The organism is Verrucomicrobium spinosum DSM 4136 = JCM 18804, assembly GCF_000172155.1.
GTDB lineage: Bacteria > Verrucomicrobiota > Verrucomicrobiia > Verrucomicrobiales > Verrucomicrobiaceae > Verrucomicrobium > Verrucomicrobium spinosum.
The window spans coordinates 7,074,822-7,099,923 of record NZ_ABIZ01000001.1 but is presented as its reverse complement, the minus strand read 5'-3'; the positions used below and the strand labels follow the sequence as shown (position 1 = coordinate 7,099,923).

General features: G+C 60.3%; 21 protein-coding genes. 6 read left to right on the top strand and 15 right to left on the bottom strand.

The annotated features are described in order from the left end of the window. Complete coding sequence (locus VSP_RS28780) at window positions 1-1,230, bottom strand: hypothetical protein (protein WP_009965087.1); 1,230 nt, start codon at window positions 1,228-1,230, stop codon at window positions 1-3. A 164-nt stretch (window positions 1,231-1,394) separates the two neighbouring features. On the opposite strand from VSP_RS28780, the gene VSP_RS28775 reads away from it, so the two are divergent. Next, window positions 1,395-3,824, top strand: a complete 2,430-nt coding sequence (locus tag VSP_RS28775) for an Amuc_1098 family type IV pilus outer membrane protein (protein WP_009965086.1) — start codon at window positions 1,395-1,397, stop codon at window positions 3,822-3,824. A 386-nt stretch (window positions 3,825-4,210) separates the two neighbouring features. On the opposite strand, the gene VSP_RS28770 is transcribed toward VSP_RS28775, so the two are convergent. The 5 genes from VSP_RS28770 to VSP_RS40170 all read right to left on the bottom strand — a co-directional run bounded on the left by VSP_RS28770 (window position 4,211) and on the right by VSP_RS40170 (window position 11,033). Then, complete coding sequence (locus VSP_RS28770) at window positions 4,211-5,566, bottom strand: MBL fold metallo-hydrolase (RefSeq protein ID WP_009965085.1); 1,356 nt, start codon at window positions 5,564-5,566, stop codon at window positions 4,211-4,213. 100 nt (window positions 5,567-5,666) lie between these two features. Continuing rightward, window positions 5,667-6,917 carry a CHASE2 domain-containing protein gene (locus tag VSP_RS28765; RefSeq protein ID WP_009965084.1) on the bottom strand — a complete coding sequence of 417 codons (1,251 nt, stop codon included), beginning with the start codon at window positions 6,915-6,917 and terminating at the stop codon, window positions 5,667-5,669. 26 nt (window positions 6,918-6,943) lie between these two features. Then, entirely contained in the window at window positions 6,944-8,905 is a 1,962-nt protein-coding gene (locus VSP_RS28760) for a maltotransferase domain-containing protein (RefSeq protein ID WP_009965083.1), read from the bottom strand. A 105-nt stretch (window positions 8,906-9,010) separates the two neighbouring features. Beyond that, a complete protein-coding gene (locus VSP_RS37855; protein WP_009965082.1) occupies window positions 9,011-10,003 on the bottom strand; it encodes an aminoglycoside phosphotransferase family protein in 993 nt (330 codons plus the stop codon). 73 nt (window positions 10,004-10,076) lie between these two features. Then, window positions 10,077-11,033, bottom strand: a complete 957-nt coding sequence (locus VSP_RS40170; RefSeq protein WP_009965081.1) for a nucleotidyltransferase family protein — start codon at window positions 11,031-11,033, stop codon at window positions 10,077-10,079. 78 nt (window positions 11,034-11,111) lie between these two features. Here VSP_RS40170 and VSP_RS28745 point away from each other — a divergent pair, with 78 nt between their 5' ends. Both VSP_RS28745 and VSP_RS37845 read left to right on the top strand, forming a co-directional pair. Then, on the top strand, window positions 11,112-11,582 hold the full coding sequence (locus tag VSP_RS28745; protein ID WP_009965080.1) for a TPR end-of-group domain-containing protein: 471 nt from the start codon (window positions 11,112-11,114) through the stop codon (window positions 11,580-11,582). A 3-nt stretch (window positions 11,583-11,585) separates the two neighbouring features. Further along, complete coding sequence (locus VSP_RS37845; protein WP_009965079.1) at window positions 11,586-12,758, top strand: EstA family serine hydrolase; 1,173 nt, start codon at window positions 11,586-11,588, stop codon at window positions 12,756-12,758. Between the two features lie 529 nt (window positions 12,759-13,287). Here VSP_RS37845 and VSP_RS37840 read toward each other — a convergent pair. Together VSP_RS37840 and VSP_RS28720 are read right to left on the bottom strand one after the other, a co-directional pair. Then, window positions 13,288-13,797, bottom strand: a complete 510-nt coding sequence (locus tag VSP_RS37840) for an RNA recognition motif domain-containing protein (RefSeq protein ID WP_044133699.1) — start codon at window positions 13,795-13,797, stop codon at window positions 13,288-13,290. A 186-nt stretch (window positions 13,798-13,983) separates the two neighbouring features. Next, complete coding sequence (locus VSP_RS28720) at window positions 13,984-14,466, bottom strand: hypothetical protein (protein ID WP_009965074.1); 483 nt, start codon at window positions 14,464-14,466, stop codon at window positions 13,984-13,986. Window positions 14,467-14,604: 138 nt separating this feature from the next. Here VSP_RS28720 and VSP_RS28715 point away from each other — a divergent pair, with 138 nt between their 5' ends. The 3 genes from VSP_RS28715 to VSP_RS28705 are packed head-to-tail and all read left to right on the top strand — an operon-like array spanning window position 14,605 to window position 17,329. Next, a complete protein-coding gene (locus VSP_RS28715; protein WP_009965073.1) occupies window positions 14,605-15,177 on the top strand; it encodes a hypothetical protein in 573 nt (190 codons plus the stop codon). A gap of 47 nt (window positions 15,178-15,224) precedes the next feature. Further along, window positions 15,225-16,643, top strand: coding sequence for an efflux transporter outer membrane subunit (locus tag VSP_RS37835; protein WP_053332401.1), 1,419 nt, complete (start codon window positions 15,225-15,227; stop codon window positions 16,641-16,643). Between the two features lie 20 nt (window positions 16,644-16,663). Further along, on the top strand, window positions 16,664-17,329 hold the full coding sequence (locus tag VSP_RS28705) for a phytanoyl-CoA dioxygenase family protein (protein WP_029190840.1): 666 nt from the start codon (window positions 16,664-16,666) through the stop codon (window positions 17,327-17,329). Between the two features lie 349 nt (window positions 17,330-17,678). Here VSP_RS28705 and VSP_RS28700 read toward each other — a convergent pair whose 3' ends face one another. From VSP_RS28700 to VSP_RS28665, 7 genes are all read right to left on the bottom strand, one after another. After that, the gene (locus tag VSP_RS28700) at window positions 17,679-18,266 is read right to left on the bottom strand and encodes a hypothetical protein (protein ID WP_157211117.1); all 588 of its coding nucleotides are present in this window, start codon (window positions 18,264-18,266) and stop codon (window positions 17,679-17,681) included. A 105-nt stretch (window positions 18,267-18,371) separates the two neighbouring features. Beyond that, window positions 18,372-19,097: a uracil-DNA glycosylase family protein gene (locus tag VSP_RS28695; RefSeq protein ID WP_009965066.1), complete on the bottom strand. Its 726-nt coding sequence runs from the start codon at window positions 19,095-19,097 to the stop codon at window positions 18,372-18,374. Window positions 19,098-19,184: 87 nt separating this feature from the next. Beyond that, on the bottom strand, window positions 19,185-21,302 hold the full coding sequence (locus VSP_RS28690) for a serine/threonine protein kinase (protein WP_009965065.1): 2,118 nt from the start codon (window positions 21,300-21,302) through the stop codon (window positions 19,185-19,187). A gap of 78 nt (window positions 21,303-21,380) precedes the next feature. Further along, window positions 21,381-22,370, bottom strand: coding sequence for a DUF6807 domain-containing protein (locus VSP_RS37830; protein ID WP_009965064.1), 990 nt, complete (start codon window positions 22,368-22,370; stop codon window positions 21,381-21,383). Between the two features lie 76 nt (window positions 22,371-22,446). Continuing rightward, on the bottom strand, window positions 22,447-22,836 hold the full coding sequence (locus tag VSP_RS28680; protein WP_029190839.1) for a hypothetical protein: 390 nt from the start codon (window positions 22,834-22,836) through the stop codon (window positions 22,447-22,449). Window positions 22,837-23,257: 421 nt separating this feature from the next. Continuing rightward, a complete protein-coding gene (locus VSP_RS40165) occupies window positions 23,258-23,971 on the bottom strand; it encodes a PIN domain-containing protein (RefSeq protein WP_009965061.1) in 714 nt (237 codons plus the stop codon). Window positions 23,972-24,302: 331 nt separating this feature from the next. After that, window positions 24,303-24,776, bottom strand: a complete 474-nt coding sequence (locus VSP_RS28665; protein ID WP_157211116.1) for a hypothetical protein — start codon at window positions 24,774-24,776, stop codon at window positions 24,303-24,305. Window positions 24,777-25,102 lie beyond the last annotated feature (326 nt).

The following is a 25,102-nucleotide window of genomic DNA, read 5'->3' as shown; positions in this document are numbered from 1 at the left end:
CTACTTGGGGCTCTCTCCGGCCGGGGCCTTTATGCGGAATCCTTGCACGGAGCCTTCGTTCACGGGGAAGTAGATGCTTTTGACATCGTCCAGCTTCATGAGAAGCCAGGGGGAGACCAGATTTTCACCGTTCTTCGTGTAGACGATGTCATCCGCAAGGTACACGCACGAGTGAATGGCCTGACCGTGGGCATCCAGAAACATGAGCACGTCCCCGAACTCATAAGGGGGGGCGACACGGTCATAGCTGTTCAGCACATGGTCAGCCGCCAGCCGGGTGTCGAGGAAGTACTGGCGGGCATAGTGATTGAAGAAGTTCAGGGAGGTCCAGTGGCAGTCCGGCATCCTGCCCATGATGGCCAGCTCCATCGGTGGGTAGGTATATAGATAACGCCTCGCCATGGAGGGTAGCAGGTGGATGATGTCGATGAGGGCTACGCTCTCCGTCTCCTTGGCGGACTGGAGGATGGGCTCGATGTCCTTAAAGCGATTGCGCCCCGTCCAGTAGGCGGCCAGTTGCTGGATGTCTGTGTTCGCGTCCACTGAGAGGCGCAGGATCATCGTGCGGGTCCGGGTGACGGTTTTGAAAAAGTCCTGAGCCTCCTTGTCGCTTTTTGCGTAGTTGAGGACGGCCGACAAGTCGCTGAAGGCCAGGATGTTGCCACGACGGTACGCGAATTTGGGAATGACCTCCAACAGTTCTGGGCTCAACTTGGTGCCTTGCAGCCACTCGCTCACACTGTTCCCCGTGATCAGCACCGGGTTTTTGTGATACTCATTCAGGTCAGACTTGGCCAATTCCTCATAAATCACCTGTCGTTGGCTAAGGCTCATCGCCTCCAGGTCAGGCAGGGGGGGGAACACAGTGAGGACGCCGTTTTCCACCACAGTGCGCTTGGGGTCCAGCAGGTACTGCTGAAGGGCATGAGGCAGGCCGGCTCTGGTGAAAAGCGCCCGCAGGTCGGGTTCAGTCAGACCTTCAAAACACCATTTGGTGACCGAGTTGGGCATCGGGAACTTGGCCGTGAAATGGGCAGGGGCCTCCAGATAGATATAGTAATACTTGAGCTCTCCCCATGGGCCGGGCTTGCAGTCGTACACCTTGCCAATGACCTCTGGAACGGCTCCGGCCTCCTCCGCCGGCATCTCCTGCATCGCAAGCAGGGTGGCGACTGGCAGCAAAAGGGTTGTCAGCAGGCGGGAGGCCGGTCGGGAACAGCGTGGGAACATAGGGGAGTCGCGCGCACTAAGGTGAGAATCTCTACTTTCTCAACGTGCTTGTTATCTGAAACTTCGGTGCAGGATGCATCAGGCTCGTAGAATGTTCAAAAACGTGTTCGTGAAGATTGTATTTTTTGGCCCGGTGCGCTCTAATGACGTGCTTTATCGGGAAAATGCAGCCAGGCAAACCAAACATCAACACACCCTCGCGCAAGGGAACGCCGACCCTTGTCAAGTACGGGGCCCTCGGGTTGTGTGTGGGACTGTGCGTCGCTGGGGCCGCTTTGGCGGGCCCGGTGGGCAATCCCCACGCCAGAAACCTGGCCGACCAGGAACTGGTGCGCCGCAATGCGCGTGTGGCGGAGGCTCAAGCCCTGCTGGTCGAGGCGAATTCCCACAATGACAAAGGTGACTACGAAAGCGCACTGCGCCTGTATCGCCAGGCGTGGGATCTCCTTCCAGATGCCCCGCTTTCTGCAGCCGTGAGGAATCAGGCCCGGGATGGATACTCCCGTGTCGCTGTGGCCCAAGCGGCGAAGCTGGCTGAACAGGCCAAGTATGCGGAGGCCCGCACGCTTTTGAGTTCTGTCCTCGCGGACGACTTCAATCCTGGCTATACGGATGCTCTCACCTTGCAGAAGCGTCTTGATGATCCAGCCCGGTATGAGCCCGCGCTGACGCCGGAACACATCGCCAAGGTGACAGAGGTGGAGGAAAAGCTCCGCCTCGGCCAGGGGTTGATGTCTTTGGGGGACTTTGATGCGGCCAATGAGCGTTTCCGTGATGTGCTGCGACTCGATCCGTACAATGGTGCGGCCCGGCGTGGCATGGAACGGGCTGAGCAGCACAAGGCCCAGTATTATGATGTCGCTCGCGACCACACGAGGGCCAAGATGTTGACCGGTGTGGACTCCCTCTGGGAGGACAATGTTCCCGTGATCGATGTGTCGCAGCTTTTCGGCTCCGGTGGCGTGGCCTTGGGGTCGCTGGAAAACACGAAAGAGAACATCCAAATCAAGCTTCGGTCCATCATCGTGCCAATGGTGGACCTTCAGTCCGCCAGCCTGGAAGAAGTCATCGAGTTCCTCCGCATTCGCAGTCGTGAGCTGGACCCCAAGAAGAAGGGGGTGGCCTTTGTCATTAAAGCCTCTGAAGAGACCCGGGCCAAGCCTGTCTCCATGAGCATGACATCCGTTCCGCTTGAGGAGATTCTTCGTTATGCCACGGAAATGACTGGCTCGGTGTACCGGGTGGACGAATATGCGGTGACGATCACGTCCCGGGCGGAGAAGTCTGAGACGCTGATTTCCAGGCAATATCGCGTGCCCCCTGATTTCCTGCAAACCGCTCCAGCGGGTGGTGCAGCTCCGGCAGTCCCGGTTGATCCTTTTGGCGCAGCTCCCCCTGCGGGTGGCGGCGGTCTGCAGATGCGACGCTTGGGAGCGAAGGAATTTTTGGAGCAGCGCGGTGTTCTCTTCCCACCCGGGGCCAGTGCGTCCTATAACCCCGGCACCAACATTCTTTCCGTCAACAACACTGCGGAAAACCTCACCTTGGTGGATGAGTATGTGGACCAGGCCGTGAATGCCACGCCCAAGCAGGTGGAGATTCAGGTCCGGATGATCGAGATCAACGAGACCCGGCTGAAGGAGCTGGGTTTTGACTGGCTTTTGGGTCAGTTCAACGTTCCCGGTTCGGATCGCGTTTTTGCCGGTGGTGCAGGTACGGCGGATCCCAATGATCCCGCTCCGTTTCCTGGTCAATCCGTCACCAGCGGATTGCGCAGTTCCGGTGCTATCCTGGGAGTGCCCAGCATTGATGGCCTGATCGGTCGCGCCACCGTGCCATCGGCCAATTCCAAGTCTCCTGGTTTCTTCGCAGTGTCTGGAGTGTTCACTGATCCGCAGTTCCAGGTGGTGCTACGCGGTCTGAAGCAGAGCAAGGGGGTCGATATTCTTGCTGCACCGACAGTCATCACGAAAAGCGGCCAGCGCGCCAACGTGACGGTTGCCAAGGAGTTCCGATATCCGACAGAGTTTGATCCTCCGCAGATTCCCCAGAACTTGAGCGCCAACGTCAACGGCGTTCAGTACGTGGCGAACTTTGCTCCCATCACACCCTCCACGCCGACCGCCTTTGAAAAGCGTGATGTGGGCATCACGCTGGAAGTTGAGCCCGTGGTTGGCTCCGGTAACCGCACTGTGGATCTGAATCTGGTCCCCTCCTCAGTGGAGTTCGAGGGCTTTATCGACTACGGGACAGACATCCAGAACTCAGCCCCTGTCGGTATCGGCGGTGCGGATGTGTTCTTCAACGTGCCCAATGACATCCTGCAGCCGATCTTCCGTACAAACAAGATCACCACTTCCGTGTCCGTCTGGGATGGCAACACCGTGGTGTTGGGCGGGGTGACGTTTGAGAAGCGGCACAAGATCGACGACAAGGTGCCCGTGGTGGGGGATCTCCCCCTCGTAGGCCGCGCCTTCCAGAGCAAGGTTTCGAATGTGGAGCGCAAGAACGTGCTCTTCTTCGTCACCGTGCGGGTTATCGACCCTGGTGGCAACAGTGTGGGAGCCTCCTCAGCGGCCACCGCTGTTCGGTGATCCTGGCGGGACAGAACAAGATTACTAAAAAGGGCGGTCCGTGAGCCGCCCTTTTTCTTTGGTAGTTTCGCAACGCCTCAAAAAATGCGAGAGTCCAAGGAGGGCGGATTGTCCCTCAAGCACAACCGGCGTGGGGAGGGGAGCGGGCAGCCGCCAAATGCCAGCGGCAGGCCGCAAGGGGTAATGGGCGGGAGCTGTTATCGATGAAATAACATTCCTCCATCCGGCGGCCTGTGGCGGTTGATCAGGGCGCAAACCGTCCTCTCATGTTGAGCTGAAGCGATATTTCGAGAAAGGAAAGTGCGAGAGGGGACGCACCGGTTGGCCTTCATTGTGGGCATTCGCTGTCACATCACTGCGCCCATCCACAGGATGACCCCATGGCCCTACCAAAGGCTGATGGTCTCGCCCGGTTCAGGGGAGATGATTTCGCTCTGAGGAAGCGCGGCTGAGAGCGTCTGGTGGAACCAGGCTTGAGCGGGTGCATCACCATGGACGAGGAGCACTTTGCGCGGGCTGACCTTGGTCACGTAGGAGACGATGTCCTCCCGCACCGCGTGGGCGCTGAAGTCAAAGCTGGCCACCCGGCAGAGAAGGGGCACCTCGGGAAGCTGGGAATCGAGTTTGATCTTTTCACCCTGTTTCGCGTTCCGGATGCGATAGCCCGGGGTGGCGGGGTCTGTGTAGCCCACGAACGCTATCGTGTTCTTGGGATTATCCATGAACCGCATTGCGAACTGGTTGGAGGTCGTGCCTTCGCTCATCATGCCGCTGGAGAGGGCGTAGATGGTCCGGGGGTTGTAGAGCAGTTCCTTGCGGCGCTTACGCGGGGCCACGAGTGTGTCCATGTCTTCCAGAATGCGGAACCCCTCATAACTGCGCCGGGTTTTGCTGGCGTAGCTGTCGTACAGAACGGTCATCTTCGTGCTAAGTCCGCCGATGAAAACCGGGGCGTTCGGGATCAAATCCATCTGGTGCAGCTCATGCAGCATCACCAGGAGTTCCTGGGATTTGCCGAGGGCGAAGACGGGGATCATCACTGCGCCACCCTTGTCAAAAGTCTCACGGATCACCTGGGCGAGACGTTCCTTTTCCGCCTTGCGGGAAAAGTCGGCTGGTCGCTGGAAGTCGCCCCGGGTCGTTTCAATGATCAGGGTGTCAATGCCAGTCGTGGGGAAATCTGCCTCCCGGGCAATCGTCTGGGATTCAAAGTTCACGTCCCCTGTGTAAAACGCGGTCTTCCCCTCGTGCCTGATCATGATGCCGGCGGAGCCGATGATGTGGCCCGCGTCAAAGAAGGTGCATTCCACCTCAGAATCCGGCAGAAGGAATGGGCGGCGCAGATCGCGGTAATTCCAGCGGCCTTTGATGCCGTCGATCTCCTTGTGGGTGAAGAGCGGGTACTCATGAATGCCCTGCTCCTCCCGCTGGCGGGTCATCACGTTCACAGAGTTGTGCAGCATGGCTGCGCCCACTTCTCCCGTGGGCTCTGTCATATAAACGGGTGTACGCGGCTGGCGGCGTTGAAGCACGGGCAGGGCACCGATGTGGTCGTGGTGCGCGTGTGTGACCAGTATGGAGTTCACGGTGTCATGAGGCACCGAATTGAAATTGGGCAGCGAATCGTGACCTTTTTCCTTGGGGTGGGCCCCAGCGTCGAGAATAATGCGCTGGCGGCCGTTCTCGATGAGATACGAATTGGCGCCAATCTCCCTGCGGCGCAACAGACTGCGAAAGGTCATGTGATAAAGCAAAAAACTGAGGTACTGCGGGAAAATCGATCCGTGCAGTTCTCGCTACCGGAAAAAGAAGGGCTTGGCAAGGAGCATTCCTGTCTGGCGATCAGGCGGGCTGCGGTTCGACTGGCTGAATTTCTTCCTGGCGTGGTGCTTTCCGGTGTGGCCACAGGAAACAGCACAGTGTGCTGGGGGCAATGGCCGCAAGCACCGGGAGGGGGGAGCACCAGAGGAGGCTTGTCTGAAAAACCAGAATGCCTGTGCCCACGCAAAGCACCACGATGGCGAAACCGAAAACCAGTGAACCCAGGCGGCCCTGGCGTGCCTGCCAGATGGCGAGCAGAGTGGTGAAGCCTGCGACCACCCACTCCCACCGCTGGGAAGCCTGGTGGTAAGCGGGGGCGGAGAGGGCCGCCGCAATGGTGCGGGCCTCTTCTGCGCCAGCCTGGGTGTGGGAGATGACGATGATCTTTTTCTTTCCCAGGGCCTCCTTGTTCACTGCCTCAGACGGCACCCCGAGTTCTGGAGTGAGCAGGTCAAGAGCGTTCACGATCGGCACGGAGACCTCCTTAGGTACCCGCACGGAGGCGGTGCGATCGAGGGGGATCACATAACGGTCGCCCAAGCTGAGCCGGGCACCTGCACCGAGGCGCAGCCGCATGACGGAGTAGGGGATGCGGCGGTACAGGGTGACGGCCTGGGCTGCGACGGTGGGGACGATCTTCGACCCGTACCGGGCCAGGAGGGGCACACTGCCTTCTGGCGTGTTGCTGGTACCGGCAATGGAAGCGATTCCCATCTGTCCTACCACGCGGAGCGTCTTGGAGGGGATGGCCACCACCTGGTTGAAGGTTGGCATGGTTGCGATGGAATCCTCTGCTTCGCCCATGGAAGGCATTTCAGCCTCTAGGAAGGTCTTGGTCTCTGGAGTGAGGACCGCGGTTTCGGCATCTGAGCTCGATACTTCAAACCCAAAGACCACCGAAGGCTGCGCCACCAATGTCTGACGCAAGGGCAGGACGAACTCGGGTGTTTCGTTGTCCCAGTGGAGGCTGTCGGCAAAGGCCACCACTTCGGGCTCGTGGTGTGCGATTCGCTTCATCGCCATGATGTAGTCCAGCGGGGCAGGCGGCCAGGCGCTGTACTCGGCCTTTTCATCTTCGCGGAACTGGACGAGCACCACATCGCTGGAGAGGGACTGGGATGCTTCGGAGTCCTTGTTGCGCGTGTTGGCCACCAGGAAGTCCAGGTACCAGGGGTCCACCTCCGGAAACTGGCCCCGCCCGCCACCGACGTAGAGCCAGGCAAGGCTGCTGCCGATGGCGGCGAGGAGCAGGATCAGGCGGACAGGGTTCATGAAATCGGGGCTTGTGGAGGCCGGGATCAGGGTTCGATGAGGAACAGATGCATGAACGTGCCCCGGGGATCGAGGCTGACGAAGTTCGAGGAGCCGTGCCACTGGTAGCCGCCGCCATGGATGAGATCTCGCACCCGGTAGCTTGCATCATGTGGCAGGCCGAGGGCTCCCATGTCCAGATCCACCATGGCTGAGGCTGTGTCGTGCGGACTGAGGTTGATGATGGCGAGCACTCGGTTGTTGAAGTCTGAAGTCACCTTGCTGAACACGATGATCTGATCGTGCCCGCAGTGGTGGAACTTCAGGTTGTCATAGAGCTGCAGAGCCCGGTTTTCCTGGCGTGCGCGGTTGAGTTCGCGGATAAACCCTTTGATGTTCCCGGGGGCGTTCCAGTCCCGTCCCTTGACCTCATACTTTTCAGAGTCCAGATATTCTTCGCGACCTGCCAGCGGCTGGTTTTCGCAGAGCTCATAGCCGCTGTAGATGCCCCAGCTGGGTACCAGCAGGGCGGCCAGGGCGGCGCGGAGTTTGAAGCTGGGGGCACCCGCATTCTGCAGGTGATGCGGCAGGATGTCCGGGGTGTTGGGCCAGAAATTGCCCCGGTAGTACCAGCGCATGTCACCCAGGGTCAGCTCATTGGCGTACTCGGTGAGCTCATGCTTGCTCTCACGCCAGGTGAAGTAGGTGTAGCTCTGGCTGAAGCCGATCTTGCCCAAGCCCTGCATCATGCGGGGTTTGGTGAATGCCTCAGCCAGGAAAATCACATCCGGATCCTTGGCCTGCACTTCTGCAATCAGCACCTCCCAGAAGGAGACGGGCTTGGTGTGCGGGTTGTCCACGCGGAAAATCTTCACTCCCCGCTCCACCCAGAAGAGCACGACATCAATGAGCTCCCGCCACAGCGATTTCCAGTCTTCGCAGTGGAAGTTGATGGGGTAGATGTCCTGGTACTTCTTTGGAGGGTTCTCCGCATAGCGGATTGAGCCGTCTTCACGCTGGTGGAACCAGCCCGGATGCTCTTTCACATACGGGTGGTCCGGCGAACAGTTGATGGCAAAGTCCAGGGCGATCTCCAGCCCGCGCTGGCGGGCCTCTCCGACCAGCCATTCAAAGTCCTCCACGGTGCCCAAGGCGGGTTCCACCGCCCGATGGCCACCATGCGAGGAGCCAATGGCCCAGGGCGAGCCCACGTCACCCGGGTGGGCGACGAGGGTGTTGTTCTTTCCTTTGCGATGGGTGACGCCGATGGGATGAATCGGCGGGAAGTAAATCACATCGAAGCCCATCGACTTGGCATCGTCGAGTCGCGCCAGACAGTCGCGGAAGGTGCTGTGGCGGTCCGCCCGGCCCTCTGCGCTGCGCGGGAAAAACTCATACCATGCAGAAAAACGGGCGCGCTCGCGCTCCACCACCACCTGAAAAACCTGGGATGTGGTGCTCAGTGAGCGGTCGGGGAAGCGTTCCATGATGAGCTGAAGGTCATCGCCCATGATCACATCAATCAACTCCCCAGGGGGCAGGCGGCGCAGCATGTCAGCGAGTTCCAACAACTCCATGGAGGAGGAGCTGGCTCCGGCTGTGCGGGCCCGGCGGGCGGTCTGTTCCAGCAGTTTGGCCCCTTCCCGTGCCTCAATACGAAGCTCCGGATCGCTGGCGTCAAACTTGGCTTTGAAGTGTTTCCGCCAGGTCAGCCAGGAGTCGGCCCAAGACTCCACAGCGTATTCCCAGCGTCCGGCAGAGGGGAAACTGCAGCGGCCCTGCCAGCGGTCGTTCTCCTGAGGACGCATGGGAGCCTCCGACCAGTGCGCGTCACCGATTTTGTGCCACTTCAACAGAGTGCACATGATGACGTGGCCGTCGGTAAACGCATCGGCATAGACGTCCAATGGCTCGTTGATCACCCGTTTGATCAGATAGTTGGAGGCACCCAATGACGGGTGGAAATTCTCAATCGTGACGGTTGGAGCGTGGGCATGCTTCGGTTCCATGAGAAGTGGTCAGAGGCTGACCCCTCACAAGGACACATGAGACGTGGCAAAGCAAAGGCTTTGTGGTCTCTCTTCGTGCGCCTTTTGGGCATCATCGGATGCGCGTCAGTGGGCACCATTGAGCCGTGTCAGGGCAGCCACGGGGGCGAGGAGCGGGTGGCTGTCGCAAATGTCACGCAGACGGTCCAGCGCGACGGGAATGTGCTGCTCAAAATGGGGTTTGCCCAGATTGCGACTGAGATTGGCGTAGGCCCCGATGGCCTGCATAAGCCTTTGAGCAGCGCAGAGCTGGTAGGTCTGGCGGAGCTCTCCTAAATCTCGCCCGGTGTGCTGGGCGTACCAGGTGAGCAGGGCTTCGCGCTCATTTTCTGAGAGCTCCACATAGGGATCCAGCAGGAGGGAGGCGAGGTCGTATTCGGCCAGGCCAGGGCGCACCCCTTGATAGTCGATCAACCAGGCAGAGCCCTCCCGTATGAGCACGTTTTGACTCTGGAAATCGCGATGGACGAGGCCGCGGGGGAGACTCGCCAGGTGGTCGCGGAGTGTTTTCAGCGCTTCGTGAGTCCCTTCCAGACCGGCACTGGCGGGGTCTTTGCCCAGCAGGCCCTGCACGTAGTGGTTGAGGAAATAGTTCTGCTCCCACTCATAGAGCCGGTCATCGAAGCACAGCTCCATTTCCGCGATATCCTCGGCGCTCAGGGCACCGGCATCCACATTGTGGAGCTTGGCCGCCTCTTTCAGGGTGGATTCGTAGAGGGGGCGGCGGGTTTCCCAACACTGCTCCCGGAAGGAATGCAGATCCACATGCCCAAGATCCTCCAGCCAAACGCACAGGTTCTCGGTGTCATGCGCAAAGATGTGTGGGACGTGAATGCCCAGTTTTTCCAGGCGGCGCGTGGCCGGGACAAAGCGGGGATTGTCCGGCCGTGCCAAGGTGTAGACCATGAGGATCACGCCCGACTCCGCCGGGTTCTCGAATTGTACACGGTAGTACAGCCGGTCGGACCCGCCCTTGAGGATGGCATCCAGGCGAACGGCCTTGGGCCATCCCGGAAGTTGGGTGGCGGTCAGTTCGAGAAGTTGAGGGTCCGTGAGCATCAGGGGCGCGGAGTTTTCGGCAGTCTGGAGCGGATTGCAAGCACGGTCTGCACCCGGGGCGGGCCTTCAGAGGTTAGACATCGGTGTTGGCCAATTCACCATTGGCCTCCATGCCGCTGCGTACGATGCAACGTCGCAGCACCGCGCCGGGGGCGACTCGGGCTCCGGGCCAGAGCAGGCAGTCTTCCAGCGCGGCGTTTTGTCCGACCTGGGCCTGCTGGGAGATCAGATTGAATCCCCGGAGGGTGGCGGACGGGTGGACGTGCGCGTCCGGATGGACCGGATTCCAAGAGGTGCGGGCTTCCGGGGCATAAGCGGGAAAGGTGTCTCCCTCTGAAAAGATGGCGCGATGGGCCTCCAGATACTGAGTGCGATCACCCAGGTCCCACCACGAACCCTCGTCAACGACCACGCTACCGATGGGGGTGCCCGACTGGATGAGCGAGAGGAAGATGGGGATGACTGATTCGATCTTGCCGGGCGTAAGGTGCTTCAAGAATGCCGGGTGCACGGCATAGATGCCGGTGAACTGGTGAGTGCCGTGCTGCCCGGTGCCGAGCAGGTTGCGGATGTCTGTGAGACGGCCCGTCCCGGAGTCCCGTGCAATGTGCTGGCCGGGACCCTCACTGCGAAGCGCGAGGGTAACGAGATTGCCAGACGCTTGGTGGTGCTCCCAGAGGGGGGCCAGGGGCAGATCCGTCAGGATGTCGCCGTTGTACACGACGAAGGACTCCCCGCGGATCAGGTCGGCGATGTTGGCAATGCCGCCCGCAGTATCGAGCAGGACAGGTTCATGGCGGAAGGTGATGGGCAGCCCCTTATGCTGCGATTCTGGGAACGCCTTCGTGTAGGCCCCGGCCAGGTGGTGCGTATTCACGATGAACTCCCGCGCTCCCGCCCGCCTCAGGTGTTCAAAGGCATGCGAGATGAGTGGTTGATGGCAAACGGGGATGAGCGGCTTGGGGAGCTGGTCGGTCAACGGTCGCAACCGCGTGCCGAGCCCGGCACCCAAGACAAAGGCCTGAGTCATGCATTCGTACTACGATCTCAAGCGGGGGCTTGCAAACAGATGGAACGTGGCGGAGAGAATTCGCATCTATATTGAGGCATGAACGGGTACGAACGGAGCATTCTAGCGGCGCAGGGGTACCTGGAGTTGGGCATGTTCCAAGCTGTTTGGCACGAGTTGCAAGACCTTCCGGGGGAGTATCTGGCGCGGCCGGATGCGTTGGAGATCCTGACCTTGAGCCTGATGGGGCAGCTCCGCTGGGAGGATGCCCTGCGCGTGGCCCAGCGCCTCTGTCAGGAAGCACCGGAGGAGCCCGGCGGCTTCATCCATGAGGCATACTGCCTCCATGAACTGGGAAACACGCTGGGGGCGCTCAATGTGTTGCTCAAGGGGCCGCCTTCTCTGCGGACCAAGGCGGTGTATTTCTACAATATCGGGTGCTATCACGCCCGGCTGGGGAATCGTGACGAGGCTTTGAACATGCTGGAAAAGTCGTTTGAAATGGATTCCAGCCTCAAGAAGACGGCCAAGCGGGATCCTGATCTGGTCACCCTCAAGGACGAGTTATAGGCCATGGGGGATCATCAGCTCTCTGTTCGTCTGGACCAGGCGCTTCGCCCGCTGTTCGAGCGGAACTTTGCCGAACGGGGTGAGCTTGGTGCCTCTGTCTCCGTGTTTCACAAGGGGGAAGAGGTGTTGAACCTGAGCGGTGGAGCCTTGGATCGAAGCGGTGCCCGTCTCTGGGATGCGGACACTCTGGTCCCCGTGTGGAGTGCCACCAAAGGGGTGGCTGCGGTGACCTGTCTGCTGGCTTTAGAGGAGGCGGGGCTGGCTCTGGATGAGCGCGTGGTGGAGCTCTGGCCCGCCTTTGCAGGGGGTGGAAAGGGGGAGGTCACTTTCCGGCAGCTCCTCAGCCATACCGCAGGGCTTTCGGCGCTGGATGGTGTGGTGCCTATTGAGGATGCCTCTGCCGTGGTGGCTGCGTTGGAGGCGCAGGTGCCAAGTTCCCCACCGGGCACGGCGCAGGGCTATCATGCCCGCACATTCGGGTTTCTGCTGGATGAGATCGTCAAGCACGCCACGCGGGGCATCACGCTGGGCCATTACTTCCGGGAAAAGATTGGGGATCCGATGGAACTCGATTTCTGGATTGGCCTGCCTGGGGCCAGGCTCTCGCGGGTGGCCACGCTCTATCCGGGCCGGGTCAAAGCGGGGGAAGCCCCTACTCCGTTTTTGAAGGCGTTCTCCACCAAGGGGACCCTGACGCAGCGGACGTTTGTCTCCCCGAGCGGATTGAACGCCGTGCAGGACATGAACAAGCCGGAGACCCTTCAGCGGAGCTATCCGAGCATGGGAGGAGTGGGCTCTGCCCGGGCGCTGGCGGCGTTTTATGCCATGCTGGCCGAGGGAGGGGTGTGGAAAGGGCGTCGCTTGGTGAGCGAATCCCTGGTGCACTCGCTGTCTCAAACGATTTCCCAACAGGATGATGCTGTCCTGTGCACGCTGATGGCGTTCGGCCCAGGGGTGATGAGGGATCCAGTGGCGGAAGATGGAGTGACGAAGTTACGCCAGTTGTTTGGACGGGGACCTCGGGCCTTTGGGCATCCCGGAGCGGGCGGCAGTCTGGCTTTTGGGGATCCAGGGCGGCGATTGTCCTTTGCTTATGTGATGAATCAGATGGAACTGGGCGTGCTGCCCAATGCCAGGAGCCTGGATCTGGTGCAGGCGCTGGATGGTCTGGTGTAGGGGAGACAGAAGACGCAAGACATGAGCTGTCGCCCAGCTGGCCGGGCCGGGCGCGAGTGTCCCATGAGATTGCATCGTTCTACTCGTTGCCAAATACCTTGGATTGTAGGGCGACCGCTTCGGTTGCCGGGAGGGGGGCTATTCTCCTGTATCCAGAGACTGCATTCACCGGGCAGTCTCAAGAATCGCGGCAGCGTCTTGGAGTGCTGGCGGCTGGACGCCGCTTTCGCCGGGCGATGGAAGGTGAGGGGGCTTGATTCTTGATCCGGCCGATGCACGGGCGTTCGCGGGAGTTGTGGGCTACGCTGGTGTGCGGCTGCTGTTCACGCGTTGTCGCGGTCAGAAAACGGTGTCTAGCCACCGCACTCCAAGACGCTTCGCGATGTTTGGGAGCGGTGGGGGGGGCAATATAGAGGGGCGCGCTCGCAAGAGCGCCTTTCCCCAAAACAGAAAGGCCGCAGACGGGAGCGTCTGCGGCCTCGAAAGGGTCAATCAAAAGTTGGAAAAGGCCGGTAAAACGGCGTGAAACTTATTCCCAGTCTCCGCCACCGAAGCCGTCGCGCTTGCCACGGTCCCAGTTGCCCTTGTCTTTGTCGCGGAAGCCGCCGCCGCCGCCACCTTTGTAGCCGCCGCCACCACCACCACCGCCCTTGTAGCCGCCGCCACCGCCGCCACCTTTGTAGCCGCCGCCACCACCGCCACCGCCGCCGCTGTAGCCGCCACCACCGCCACCGCCCTTGTAGCCGCCGCCACCGCCAGCGCCGCCACCAGCGGGACGCGGGGAGAATGGGCGCTCTTCACGCGGACGAGCTTCCACCACTTTCAGAGGGCGCCCAGCCAGCTCAACGTTGTTCAGTCCATTGATGGCAGCACGAGCTTCTTCATCATTGGGCATTTCCACGAACGCAAATCCACGCGAGCGCCCCGTCTCACGATCGAGGATAATCCGGGCGTGGGAGACAAGACCGTAGCGCTCAAAAGATTCGCGCAGCTCATTATCGGTCATGTTATATGAAAGATTACTGACGTAGAGGTTCATCTGGTTTGTCTTTGACTAGGGCCGCCATGTTTTTTGCACAAAGTGATTCGATTCATGGCGAAAACCAGAATGCACTGCCATGCCGTGCCCAAAAAAAATGAAAACGGCGGTGACACATCGTTCGCCGCCGTGGAAAGTCAACCGATTTGGGCAGGCTAGTCCGGCAATCCTCTTAATTGGTCGCGGCTAATAAAGCAGGAGCGCAATCTCGTTGTCGGTGAGGGCGCTGGTGTCCTGCTGGGCCAGGAGAAGGCTCATCTGGTCCATGCTGGCCAGTTGGGATGCTACGGAGGTGGATTCTTCGACAGCGGTGAAGGTTTCCTCTTCGAGCGACGCGGCGGCCAGCGCCCCAGTAGAAGTCGTTTCCTTGGTGAAAGGAGTGGCCGTGGCCACCGCCGCAGCGCTGGTGGGAGGTGTTTCTACCTCGGGGGCGCGCACGCCCAGCCAGATGGCCAGCGCGGTAGTCACCGCCAGACCGGAGCCCGCCCAAGTGCTGCGGGCACCGAACCCGTGGGCCAGCCAGCTTTGGCAACGCTCCCACCACGTCTCGCGCTGAGGCGTCTGCCGCACGGCGCGCAGGACATTCTGCGTGAAATTGGGCCGCGGTTCCACCTGCTTGGTTTTACCAAGCAGTTTGAAAACCGGATCGTTGGGCGAGAGTGGCTCCATGGCTACCAGTATCAACCTCTGAAGAACTGGAAAGTTGCGGGAATTTGCAAAAACGTCAACAGGCACTGGAGGAAGAAGGGGTGTCCAGCTCTGCCGGAGGTTGACCACCGCCCGGGAACATTGCACATAGTGCACCAGATGATCTCCCGTTTTCTCCTCTTGTTCAGCCTGTTTGCCCTGCTCGGGTGCGAGTCTGGCGAACCTGGTGCCATGTCCCTGGATGATATGGAAGGACCGGAAGGAGAGGCGATGGTGAGGCACCTGCTGAAGACGCTGCCTCCTGTGGACCCCCAGGTGCCCAAGGTGTACTCGGTGGTGAAGGGGGACCGGCTTTACAGCACAAGCATGAAATTTGTGGGACGCATGGATGACCTGCGCCTGAACTTTGTCAGTGGCGAAGTGCTCACCATGCGTGATCCTGACAAGAGCATCGTGGACCCCCGCAGCGGCCTCTCCCCCGTGACGCTGCAATTGAGTTCTCTGAAGGCTTCTGGAACTGGCCGCTGGGACGTGGTGGCGGGATGGGCCTACAAGAAGCTCTTCGAGCGCAGCCAATACCGACTGGAAAAGAAAGGGGAGGGCTACGAAGCGACGCTGGTGAAGCGGATTGAGGGCAACTATGTGAAGCCGGATGAACCCGTGCCGGGCCCTGCGGGTGCTGATCCGGCCCCTGCTCCCGCGCCGATCCCGGCCCCCGAGGCGAAGCCCTAGAGCAGCCATCCCATCCAGCCCGGAACTGCGGTTTCTGCCCAGCTTGCATGGCCCCCCGCTGCTTTCTTCTGCCTCTTGGGTTTACGCTGCTGCTTTCTGCGGCAGGGTGCGTCTCGTCTGATCCCCTGGGGGCTGAACGCAAGGCGGGAGATTTAGAGGTCGTGAAGTCTGGAGCGCCGCGTCAATGGTCTGTCGGAGCGAGCGTCTCATCATCAAGTGCCACCGGATGGTTGGGAGATTTCGATGATCCCGACCTCCAGCGTCTGGTGCGGCTGGCGCTGGAACGCAATCATGACTTGAAGGCGGCGGCCAACAGAGTCACTCAGGCGAGGGCTCAAGCCAAGGCCGCAGGGGCGGAACTCTGGCCTCAGGTGGGTGTGGACTTTGGCGGGCGGCGCAACCAGAGTGCCTCCGGACAGCGATTCGTCGGCTCTGGCGTGCGGAGCAACCGCTTTGAAATGGGCGCAGACATCAGTTGGGAGCTGGACCTCTGGGGACGCCTGCGAGACCAGCGCGGCGCCTCGGCGGCAGGGGCCGAGGCAGCGCAGGAGGATCTGTATGCCGCCCAGTTGTCCCTGGCGGGGACGACGGTGAAATCCGCCCTCACCCTGGCGGAGACCCGGGCCCAGATTCAGCTCTCGGAAGAGAACATTGCCACCCGCCGCATCAACCTCGGGGTTCTGGAAAAGCAACTGGACCGGGGGATCGATACCGAACAGGTGGCGCTGGATGTGAGTCTGGCGCGGGCAGACCTGGCCCGTGCGGAAGCTACGCTGGCCTCCCGCAAGCGGGAGGCGGATGAAGCGCGGCGGGGGCTGGAACTGCTGCTGGGGGCTTACCCGGCGGGCAAGGAACATGGGGTGGCGGATCTGCCTGGTATGCGCAAGAACGTGCCGGCGGGCCTGCCTTCGGAGATGCTGCTGCGCCGCCCAGATCTGCGGGCGATGGAGCGCCGCCTGGAATCAGCCCTGCGTTCGGAGAGTGGGGCAAAGAAGGCTTTTCTGCCCAGCTTCAGTCTCACCGGCTCTGGAGGCCTGAGCAGTGATGAGCTGTCCCTGCTGCTCCAGCGTGAGGCCGTGGTCTGGAGCCTGGCGGGAAGTGTTGCCCAGCAGGTCTTTCAGGGCGGAAGGCTGCGGGCCAATGCCGAGGAGGCACGCGCCAGGTACGATGAAATACTTTCCACCTACTCGGGCCGGGCCCTCCAGGCCTTCAAGGAGGTGGAAGGAGCCCTGGCGGCCGAGATTTACCTCAAGGAGCAGGAGTCGGCACTGACCACTGCGGCGGCTGAGGCGGAGCGTGCGGTGGAGCTGGCGATCAGCCGCTACAGCCGGGGGCTGAGCGATGCCCTCACGGTGCTGGACTCCCGTCAGCGGGCCTTTGATGCCCGCAGTGCCCTGCTTGCCGTCCAGGCCTTGCGATTAAGGAACCGGGTCGATCTCCATCTGGCCCTGGGCGGCTCGTTTTAGTCTCCACGAACCTGAGCCTTATGGCATCGAACCCCAGTTTTAAATGCGCGGGATTCACCCGGCTTCCTGCCGTTTTTTCCGCCGCGGAGTGCGACCGTATGAAGCAGGTGCTGGGCACGGTGGCCGGTGCCGGTCGTCGGGGTCTCATGGAAGTGCCCGCCGTGCGGGAACTCGTGGGCTCAGAGCAGGTGAGGGATTGCCTGCTGCCACATCTGGCGGGAGCCCCCCGGTTGGTTCGAGCCATTTACTTCGACAAATCTCCCGCAGCCAACTGGCTCGTGCCCTGGCACCAAGATCTGACGTTTGCGGTGCGGGAGAGGAAGGACGTGCCGGGGTTCGGCCCCTGGAGCATGAAGGACGGGGTGCCGCATGTGCAACCGCCAGTGGCGTTGCTGGAGGCGGTCGTCACCATGAGGATTCATCTGGACGCCTGTGACGCGGAGAACGGGGCTCTCAAGGTCCTGCCAGGCACCCATGGGGTGGGAAGGCTTGGGGCAGAGCAGATTCAGGATTGCCGGAACCGCGTGAAGGAAACGCTGTGCGAGATGGACGTCGGGGACGTTTTGTTGATGCGTCCGCTGCTGCTGCATGCTTCGGGGAAGTCCACTTCGGACCGGCACCGCCGCATTCTGCATCTTGAGTTCTGCGGCGTGGATCTGCCAGGCGGGCTTGAATGGAGCGAATGAGGGGCGGGAGGGTTTATATTCTCACACGAAGGCACGAAGGGATTGGGCAGGGGATCCGTCGTGGCTTGGCAACGTCGGCGCGGAGGCGAAGCTTGCAGACGCTTCAGCTAGTGCCTGCCAAGGAGCCTTGGGGTGACTTGGAGGTGTTGATGGCGGTGGAGAGAAAGCGGAAGCGGTCGGCCTTCCCACCTGATCATCCTCCGCGGAGGTCCCCAGGGTTGACTCGCTCGAAGCTCACCAATGTCGGGTACCTCTTGATGAGTGCCACGCCACCCAACCACACTCTTACGAGGTGCGGCTACAAGCTTCGGGTTGTGCGTGGGCGGGGTGTTTCCTCCAACCTCAACCCCTATTGAGGTTTAGCCGGTGTCGCCGGAGTGGCTGGAGCTGGGGTGGCCGATGCTGCGGGAACCGGGGCCTGCACTGGTTTTGCGGGTTTCACTGGGGCTGCCGGGATGACCTTTGTGGGCGCGCCACGGATGTTGGGGTGGAAGATCTCCGCTTCCTTCATGTGAAGCCAGATGCTGAAGACGAGGGCACCCAAGCCAGTGACCAGCACGCCGTATCCCGCGAGCTGCCCAATTTTCCCGCTGCTGATGAGAGCAAGGATCGCGATGCCAGCCACGGTGAGGTACACCCACTGGGTGTTTTGCCGTAAAGCGGTCTGGTCTTTGATGGACTTCTTCAGCGGCATCATCTCCAGCACCCGGGGCTGGGCCCGCTCACGGTAGGTGGTGTAGGGGATGACACTGGCGCAGGCACCCGCGATCACCAGCAGGGCGATGACCCGGGTCTTGTCCTCTCTCCCCCAGAGGCCGACGGCGAAAAAGATCAGACCGAAAAGCAGCCCGAACAGGGGAACGGGTTCGAGCAAAAGGTGGGCGTACTCAGCATCCTTGATCCGGTTGATGAGGATGTCGAGGTTGGTGAGAAACATGGCAGTGCCTGACCAGTGGTTGGTCACCGCACGATTGGCGGAAAACCCTTGTTTGGCAACTGTGGAAATTCAGGGGATGCGTACCTTTGGGCGAGCATGCCTCCCTCACCAAAGACCCAGTGCCTCCATGGTGCGGGTCACATTTCCCGCCCAGTCCTTGTTAGCGGCGGGGCTGGCGGGACTGGGGTGAAGGATGCGCCCGATCTTGAGGTTTGGGAAGTCTGCCTTCAGCAACTGAGCGCGTCCTTCGGCAAAGCCGCCCACGCCTATGACCCACTCTGGCTTGAGGGCGGCCACCACCTTCCGGAGGTGTTCATCGCAGGCGGCGTAGAGCGCGGCCATCTCGGGAGCGGGTAGTTTGTCGGGTGTACGATTTTTGCCCCCCTCTTCCATGAATACCAGCGGGCAGTAGTTGGCAACGAAGTGCCGGTCAAAGAAGGCGTCGGCGGTGCTGAACTTGGCTGCAAAGAGCCCCCAGAGGCGGCGGCCGCTGACCTCACTCTGCGGGCAGTCGAAACCCACCACGGGGCGTTTGGGATGCTCCGGCATGGGCTTGCCAACTGGGCTGGAGATGCCGAGCCAGTCGCGCACCGCAGGGATCTCGCCAAAAGGAACGCCCGTCTGGGTCATCCCGTAAGGGCCGGGGTTCATGCCCAGAAACATGATCTGCTGTCCGGCGCGGCCGTAGCGGTTCAAATACTGCTCGTGTGGAACGGAGGCGTACTCCAGGGGATTGTAAACGTGCGTGACGGGCTCGCCAAACTGGAGCGGGGCCAGTTTGCGGCTGAGTTCCTGGGCGGCTTTGACGAGGGCGGGAGCGGGGCTGGACATGGGGCTGGGGACACACTGGCCAGCCTATGGGAAGACTCAAGATGGAAAGATGCTCCCCTTGCCACTGCGACAGGGCCCCTGGCTCCCTCAATACCGGGGACCGGGGTTCACGAAGTAATACTGCATGAACTTCATCTCCTGGGCGGTGCGGTCTTCCCAACCCATGGCGAAAGGCCACACGACCAGCTCCACGACATCTCCTGAAAAATTGTCCTCCGCAGCCACCGGGTTTGCGGTGTCATTGGTGAAGTCTCCAATCCGCAGATCATTGAGCACCCCTACCGTGTCCTTTGGAGTATCCACTTCGGCACGTCCCTTGGTGCCGTCTTCGGATCTCACATTGATGACGGCCTTGTTGACAGCGGTGTCCCAAGTAACCCCCACGAGGCTGTATTGCTTCGTGCTACGGTTGGTCACCTTGGCTTCGCGGCTGGTGTTGCCCGCACGAACCCCCAGGCGCCATTCATTGTTGTGGTAGGCGCGGACGTTGATGTAGTTCTTGTTGTCCTCGGTACGGAGGCGGAAGCACCGGGCTTCTTTGCCGGAGATGGCGGGGCGCACCAGCATGATGAGGGTGACGCCTTTATTGGCTCCACCTTCAGCAAAAGGATAGTTGCGACTGTGGGGCGTCCCTGGGGGCATGCTATGCATCATGCCCTGGCCAGTGGCGAAGCGAAGCACGTTCAAGCCAGCCTTCAGTCCGGCGGGCTTGTCAAAGACCAGGGTGGGGGCGTAGGCGGCTTGTCCGTCAAAAGTCTCCATGGGGCCCTCTCCACTCTGAGACTGCAGGTCTCCCCAGGATTTGATTTGGGAATTCGGGACAGCGGGCTTTCCAGGCGCACCGAAGGCCTCCATCTTCTCACCAGCCCGATAATGGAGAATGCTGCCAGGAGCGATGAAATCTGCGGGTCGCGAAGGCAGGGTGGCTGCTGGCGCGGGCGCAGAGGGGGTGCTGGTGGTGGAGCCAGACTGCACCTTGGTCGGGGACTTGGCCGGATTCTCAGGCTTGCCTTTTGGCCAGACGCCCCAGATGAGGCCGATGACAGCGAGACCGGCCAGCGGATACACCCACTTGGGCACGCCGCCACCTGCATCTTCGACATCCGTCTTGGGCTTGCGGGCGGCAACGACGGTGGGAGCGTTGGAGAACGAACCTGGGGCACCTGGTCCGGGAGGGTTCACCCCCGGACGCCGGGGTTGCAGGCCGGTGGTGCGCTTGGGCACATTCGCAGTGAGCCTCTGGGAAACGCTCCCCGTGGGCGGACGGGCCATGCTCTGCGTGGTGGAGCCACGCAGTGGCCCGGTTACGGCACCTCCGCCTATGGGGACGGCCATGGGAATGGCCTCGGCCACCGCGACGGGAGTTTCACTGAACCAACCAACAGAAGCAAGATCCCGCAAGGTTCTGAGGGCCTCCGACGCATTGGCCGGCCGGTCATTGGGTTCGAGGTTGATCAGCCACATCACCCAGTCACAGATCGGGTCCGGCAGGCGTGGAGCCAGCGTTTTTAGAGGATGCACCCGGTGTTCCAGGTGCATGTTCATGATCCCCTGAACGGTGGCGTCGGTGTAGGGGCGGTGGCCACAGAGTGCCTGATAATACACGCAACCCAGGGCGTACAGATCGGCGCGACCATCCAGCGGCTTGCGCAGGAACTGCTCGGGAGCCATGTAGTAGATGGACCCCATGATGTTGCCCAGTTGGTCCTCCGTCATCTTCTTGGCCCCGTAAGAAAGACGGGCCAGGCCGAAGTCCAGCACCTTGATCTGGATGCGACCGCCCGGCAGGCGCTGTACCTTGATGTTCTCCGGTTTAAGGTCACGGTGGAGCAGGCTGAGGCTGTGGGCGGCCAGCACGGCCTCCATGGTCTGGGAGGCCAGTTCCTGGAAATCGCCCAAGTTCATCGGCCCGTTGGCAATCCAGTCGGCCAGGGTCTCGCCTTCGACGAGCTCCATGACCATGAAAAAGCCCTCGTCATCACTGCTGAGGTCGAAGATGGAGACGATGTTTGGGTGTTGCAGCGTGGCGAGCGATCCCGCCTCCTTGCGCAGACCGCCTGAATCGGCGTCGGATTGCTCCATCTCCGCCTTCGTGAAGAGACGTTTAATCGCGACATAGCGATCGAGCTGGGTGTCATACGCTTTGAACACCGCACCCGCCCCGCCTTTGCCGAGCTCTTCGAGGAATTTATACCGTCCAGCCATTCTATTGGATCAAATCAAGAAAAACTCTACCTGTGGCACCTCCCTCTTGCCAAGCGCGAATCAAGCAATCTCAAAGGTTTAGGGCTTCTTGTTCATATCCGGGAGCGACATTTTGACAAAGTCGGCCCACACGGACTCACAGCGACGCTGATCTGGGACGCCCTCATGGACCCAAAGTCCATGGCGCACGTGCAGCGGAGAGGCATCTCCTACTGCGACTGGCTTTTCAAGAGACAGGGCGTTGCACATCCAACCATCGTTCCTCACATGGTAGGCGGTTGGATGATTTGGATTGCCCGGATGGTTCATCAGGGTGATGCCGGCGAAGCCGTCCACCGTGAGGCGGCCGCTGTAGTCGCACCAGCGGGCGGGTTTGCGGAAAACCTGCTCCTCATTTACCTGGCCTTCGGAGTTGAGGATGCGCCCGCCGCCGTCATGCACACCGATGGACCTGGCCATGCGGGCACTCATGAGGCCGAAGCCGCTGCCTTCAAAGGTGGTGGTTTGCCCATTGGGAGCGAGGAATTCACTGTCCACAATGAGCAGCCAGGAACTGGCGTCGGGCACCGGGCGGACTTCCATGTGGCGTTTTTCAATGAGCAGAACCTCTCCGTCCTCCTCGCTCACCCAGTGGTTCAGGGTCATCATCATGGCGGATTCATCGCCATCCCAGTAACCCAGGACCTTTTGGTGCTGAATGCTGCCCTTGCCTTTGCCGTGCTCGTCATCCCAGAAGTTGATGCCGCTGACGATATTGTGCGTCATCCAGATGCCGTAGTGGTGACGGTGGCTGATGGGGTCATGCGGATGCCCCATGCGAATCACAGAGGGAGCCAGGGAAGTCTGCGCGGGATACCAGAAAGGACGTTTCGCAGCCGGATCAAACCGGAACCGGGTCAGTTCATGACCACGAAAGGTGAACGATGCCTGGTAGTCTGGCAGCGGCGTCACCTGTACCAGCGGGATGGGCTTGGCGTCGGGGAGCGGTGGCTTCTCATCGGGGGCACCCAGAACCGTCATCAGACCGCAGAGTGCGCTGAAGGAGAGAAGAGGAAGTGTGGCGCGCATGAGGCAACCATACGTGCTGGCGGGGAGGGCTTTTCAGGCAGTTCGTGTTTCCCGTCACTGTCGCGGTCACGGCGGGTCAGGTTTGCAACCAATAGGCAATGGCCTCGGGTTGGACTGCGTGATCGATGTCGACAAAATTGGCAGCCAACATCATGTCCGTCTCGTCTTGGGTCGCTGATCGGAGAACAAGGACTTCATTCAAGTCAGGCTCGTTGAGGGAGATGTAGGTGGATTTGGGGTCCAGTTTGATCTGCGCCAGCGACAACGTCCCAGGTGGGTTGGCAACCCAATCCTGCGCGGTCGCTTCTGGAATTTCGATGATAGCGTAGAGTCTGCGTCGCTCGTCAGGCTCGAAGGCGAGCAGTGCGGCGAGAGCCCATGTTTCTTGCGTCTGAATCACGCCGGAGACAACGCCATCATACCAGTCAAGGATGGCGATGCTGACAACGGTTTGTTGTGTTTTCATCTTTTGTTTGCTCGTTGCCACTGCTAGTCATACACAAAAGGCTGCTGCTGCTGACGCGCTACAAGCTTGCGGCGTTCTTCCAAACGCACGCCGAAGTGGCGACCTTTGCTGGTTGTATAGCTTAACTTTGTTGAAATCTGTTGTGACTGTAGATTGATGATGATCGATCCTCTCTGAGGAAGATGAATGGAGAGCGACTTGGAAAGGCCAGTGGACGGGTCCGTCGTAGTTTCTTCGTTGAAGAGGGTCTTGCCGTTACAACTGATGTGGACCAGCTGCCCCTGGAACCCTGATTGGAGGGTCAAGTTGAACCTGTTCTCCACCGCTGTGTTGGGTGGTGGCAACACAGGAAGCCGTGGCAATCATGAATGCGGTCACGATCATCTTCTTCATTCAAGCAATCTTCTTCCTCTTGCGGCGGTCAAAACGGAATATCGTCATCATCCCAATCCGATGCCGCATCCGGGTCATGCGGTTCAGCAGATTCGTCGTCCGGTTGCCATGTGGTTGGAGCGTTGGGGCGCTGGGTTGGAAGGGGAATATCTCCCGGCCAGACGAGTTTGTTCCCCTCGGTGGAAAAATACCCTCGTTCTCGCAGTGCAGTGATCATGAGCTGGCGCTCTGCTTTGGTGACGGACTTGGGCAGAAAGGATTTCAGGCTGTTGTGCAGCTTGGCATGGGTGCGAGGTCCGTGATGCGGTTGATTGCTCAACCAAAGTTCGGCTGATTCGAGGAGCCGTTCAAGCGGGGGAGGGATGAGAGTCTGTGCCGCGACTACGGCATCGAGACTGTCACTGCGAGATACGGCAGCTTGATGGTTGTTCCTGAGGTGCTCGATCAGAGGATCGAACCGCGAATCGTTGGAGACGACATGGATACGGGCATGAGGGTTGTCGCACGTGAGCTTGCCCAAGTAGTAGGCGATGTGAAGATCGAGTGCCAGTTGCCCTTCCCCTGGGGCGCGTACGTACTCGCCATTCGCCCCAAGCCTTTGGAGGGCGGTTGCCAGTTCCAGCGATACGGTGTCTTGATTCCCTTTCAGGAAGACAAGGACCTTGTGCCGGGCCTTCGCCAGCTCGGGGATTCGGGCTGGCTGGGCGTTTTCATAGTCAACCAGGACGTAGGTGGCGATCATGGGAAGGGCAGGGAGGCTGAATCTACTGGTCGAACAAGAAGTGCCAATGCTTTGTCGTGCCCGTTTCTCAAAATGGCCTGTGCCTGGGAAGCTCGGGCCATTTGAGGCCTGTCAGTCTGTGCTTCACGACATAGATTCCTTGGCAGGCACTCGCTGAAGCGTCTGCAAGCTTCGTCTTCTCACCGTATCGCCAAGCTTCGACAGACTCGGGTCCTCCACGTGCAGGACGCTGGCGTATTCCACTTCCCAAACACACTGCTCCGATAAGGAATGTGTTAGCCCCGCAGACGATGTCTGCCCGGTGCTCATCAATACGGGTCAGTTTCAGACCTCAATCTCCCGCCAGTCTGGATATGCGACAGCTACTTCCGCTCGATTTCCCTTCGAATAGCACGCTGTGTTTGAATCTCTTTTCGTCCCCTTCATCGACGATGTAGACCGTGTTGCCATCAATCAGGATAAGGACTTCCCACTGGTTGGCGAAGGTTTGGAAGATGGAGCGGGCTGAACCATCCTTCTCCGGCATCTTCTTTTTTCCATCCCGGTTGGTCGAGCTCAGGAATCGAAGTTCGGATGCAATCTGCAATGCACCAGCGACATGATCCTTGGATGCGATATCTTCGCTCATAATGAAGGAAAGCAGGTACCATGTCTCAGTGAAGGAACTCTCTTCGATCTGAATGCGGCGAATCCGAGGGGCATCCAGCATCTTCTCCAGAGTATACTTCGCCTCCGGCTTTTGCTGGGCTTCGCAAGGGATGAATGCGAAGGGGAAGAGGAACATGATTGCCAGGGCCATTCTCATGGTGCAAGAACTCTATGATGAATCAAAGGGACTGTGAAGATGAAACTGCAGAAGCAGGGAGAAGGTGAATGTGTCGTAGTCCGTGAATGCAGGAAGTGGATGGCGATGGAGGCAGACCGTTGGAGAGTGCGCCTGTTGCGTCCGAGATGGATTCTTTTTGGGGCGCACCTTTGAGCAAACGCTGTCGGCCTCCACACCTGACCTTTGGTCGCGGCAAGACCCCAAGGTAGACTCGCTTGAGGCTGGGCAACATTCGGCTGTGTTACAGATCCCATTCTGGGATCAACTTCGGGCCGCAGATTGGCTGACCGTGAATCTCATGTCCC

Bases quoted from the DNA above. Each gene is read 5' to 3' on its own strand.
- VSP_RS28780 (WP_009965087.1), bottom strand. From the start codon at position 1,230: ATGTTCCCACGCTGTTCCCGACCGGCCTCCCGCCTGCTGACAACCCTT.
- VSP_RS28775 (WP_009965086.1), top strand. From the start codon at position 1,395: ATGCAGCCAGGCAAACCAAACATCAACACACCCTCGCGCAAGGGAACG.
- VSP_RS28770 (WP_009965085.1), bottom strand. From the start codon at position 5,566: ATGACCTTTCGCAGTCTGTTGCGCCGCAGGGAGATTGGCGCCAATTCG.
- VSP_RS28765 (WP_009965084.1), bottom strand. From the start codon at position 6,917: ATGAACCCTGTCCGCCTGATCCTGCTCCTCGCCGCCATCGGCAGCAGC.
- VSP_RS28760 (WP_009965083.1), bottom strand. From the start codon at position 8,905: ATGGAACCGAAGCATGCCCACGCTCCAACCGTCACGATTGAGAATTTC.
- VSP_RS37855 (WP_009965082.1), bottom strand. From the start codon at position 10,003: ATGCTCACGGACCCTCAACTTCTCGAACTGACCGCCACCCAACTTCCG.
- VSP_RS40170 (WP_009965081.1), bottom strand. From the start codon at position 11,033: ATGACTCAGGCCTTTGTCTTGGGTGCCGGGCTCGGCACGCGGTTGCGA.
- VSP_RS28745 (WP_009965080.1), top strand. From the start codon at position 11,112: ATGAACGGGTACGAACGGAGCATTCTAGCGGCGCAGGGGTACCTGGAG.
- VSP_RS37845 (WP_009965079.1), top strand. From the start codon at position 11,586: ATGGGGGATCATCAGCTCTCTGTTCGTCTGGACCAGGCGCTTCGCCCG.
- VSP_RS37840 (WP_044133699.1), bottom strand. From the start codon at position 13,797: ATGAACCTCTACGTCAGTAATCTTTCATATAACATGACCGATAATGAG.
- VSP_RS28720 (WP_009965074.1), bottom strand. From the start codon at position 14,466: ATGGAGCCACTCTCGCCCAACGATCCGGTTTTCAAACTGCTTGGTAAA.
- VSP_RS28715 (WP_009965073.1), top strand. From the start codon at position 14,605: ATGATCTCCCGTTTTCTCCTCTTGTTCAGCCTGTTTGCCCTGCTCGGG.
- VSP_RS37835 (WP_053332401.1), top strand. From the start codon at position 15,225: ATGGCCCCCCGCTGCTTTCTTCTGCCTCTTGGGTTTACGCTGCTGCTT.
- VSP_RS28705 (WP_029190840.1), top strand. From the start codon at position 16,664: ATGGCATCGAACCCCAGTTTTAAATGCGCGGGATTCACCCGGCTTCCT.
- VSP_RS28700 (WP_157211117.1), bottom strand. From the start codon at position 18,266: ATGTTTCTCACCAACCTCGACATCCTCATCAACCGGATCAAGGATGCT.
- VSP_RS28695 (WP_009965066.1), bottom strand. From the start codon at position 19,097: ATGTCCAGCCCCGCTCCCGCCCTCGTCAAAGCCGCCCAGGAACTCAGC.
- VSP_RS28690 (WP_009965065.1), bottom strand. From the start codon at position 21,302: ATGGCTGGACGGTATAAATTCCTCGAAGAGCTCGGCAAAGGCGGGGCG.
- VSP_RS37830 (WP_009965064.1), bottom strand. From the start codon at position 22,370: ATGCGCGCCACACTTCCTCTTCTCTCCTTCAGCGCACTCTGCGGTCTG.
- VSP_RS28680 (WP_029190839.1), bottom strand. From the start codon at position 22,836: ATGAAAACACAACAAACCGTTGTCAGCATCGCCATCCTTGACTGGTAT.
- VSP_RS40165 (WP_009965061.1), bottom strand. From the start codon at position 23,971: ATGATCGCCACCTACGTCCTGGTTGACTATGAAAACGCCCAGCCAGCC.
- VSP_RS28665 (WP_157211116.1), bottom strand. From the start codon at position 24,776: ATGAGAATGGCCCTGGCAATCATGTTCCTCTTCCCCTTCGCATTCATC.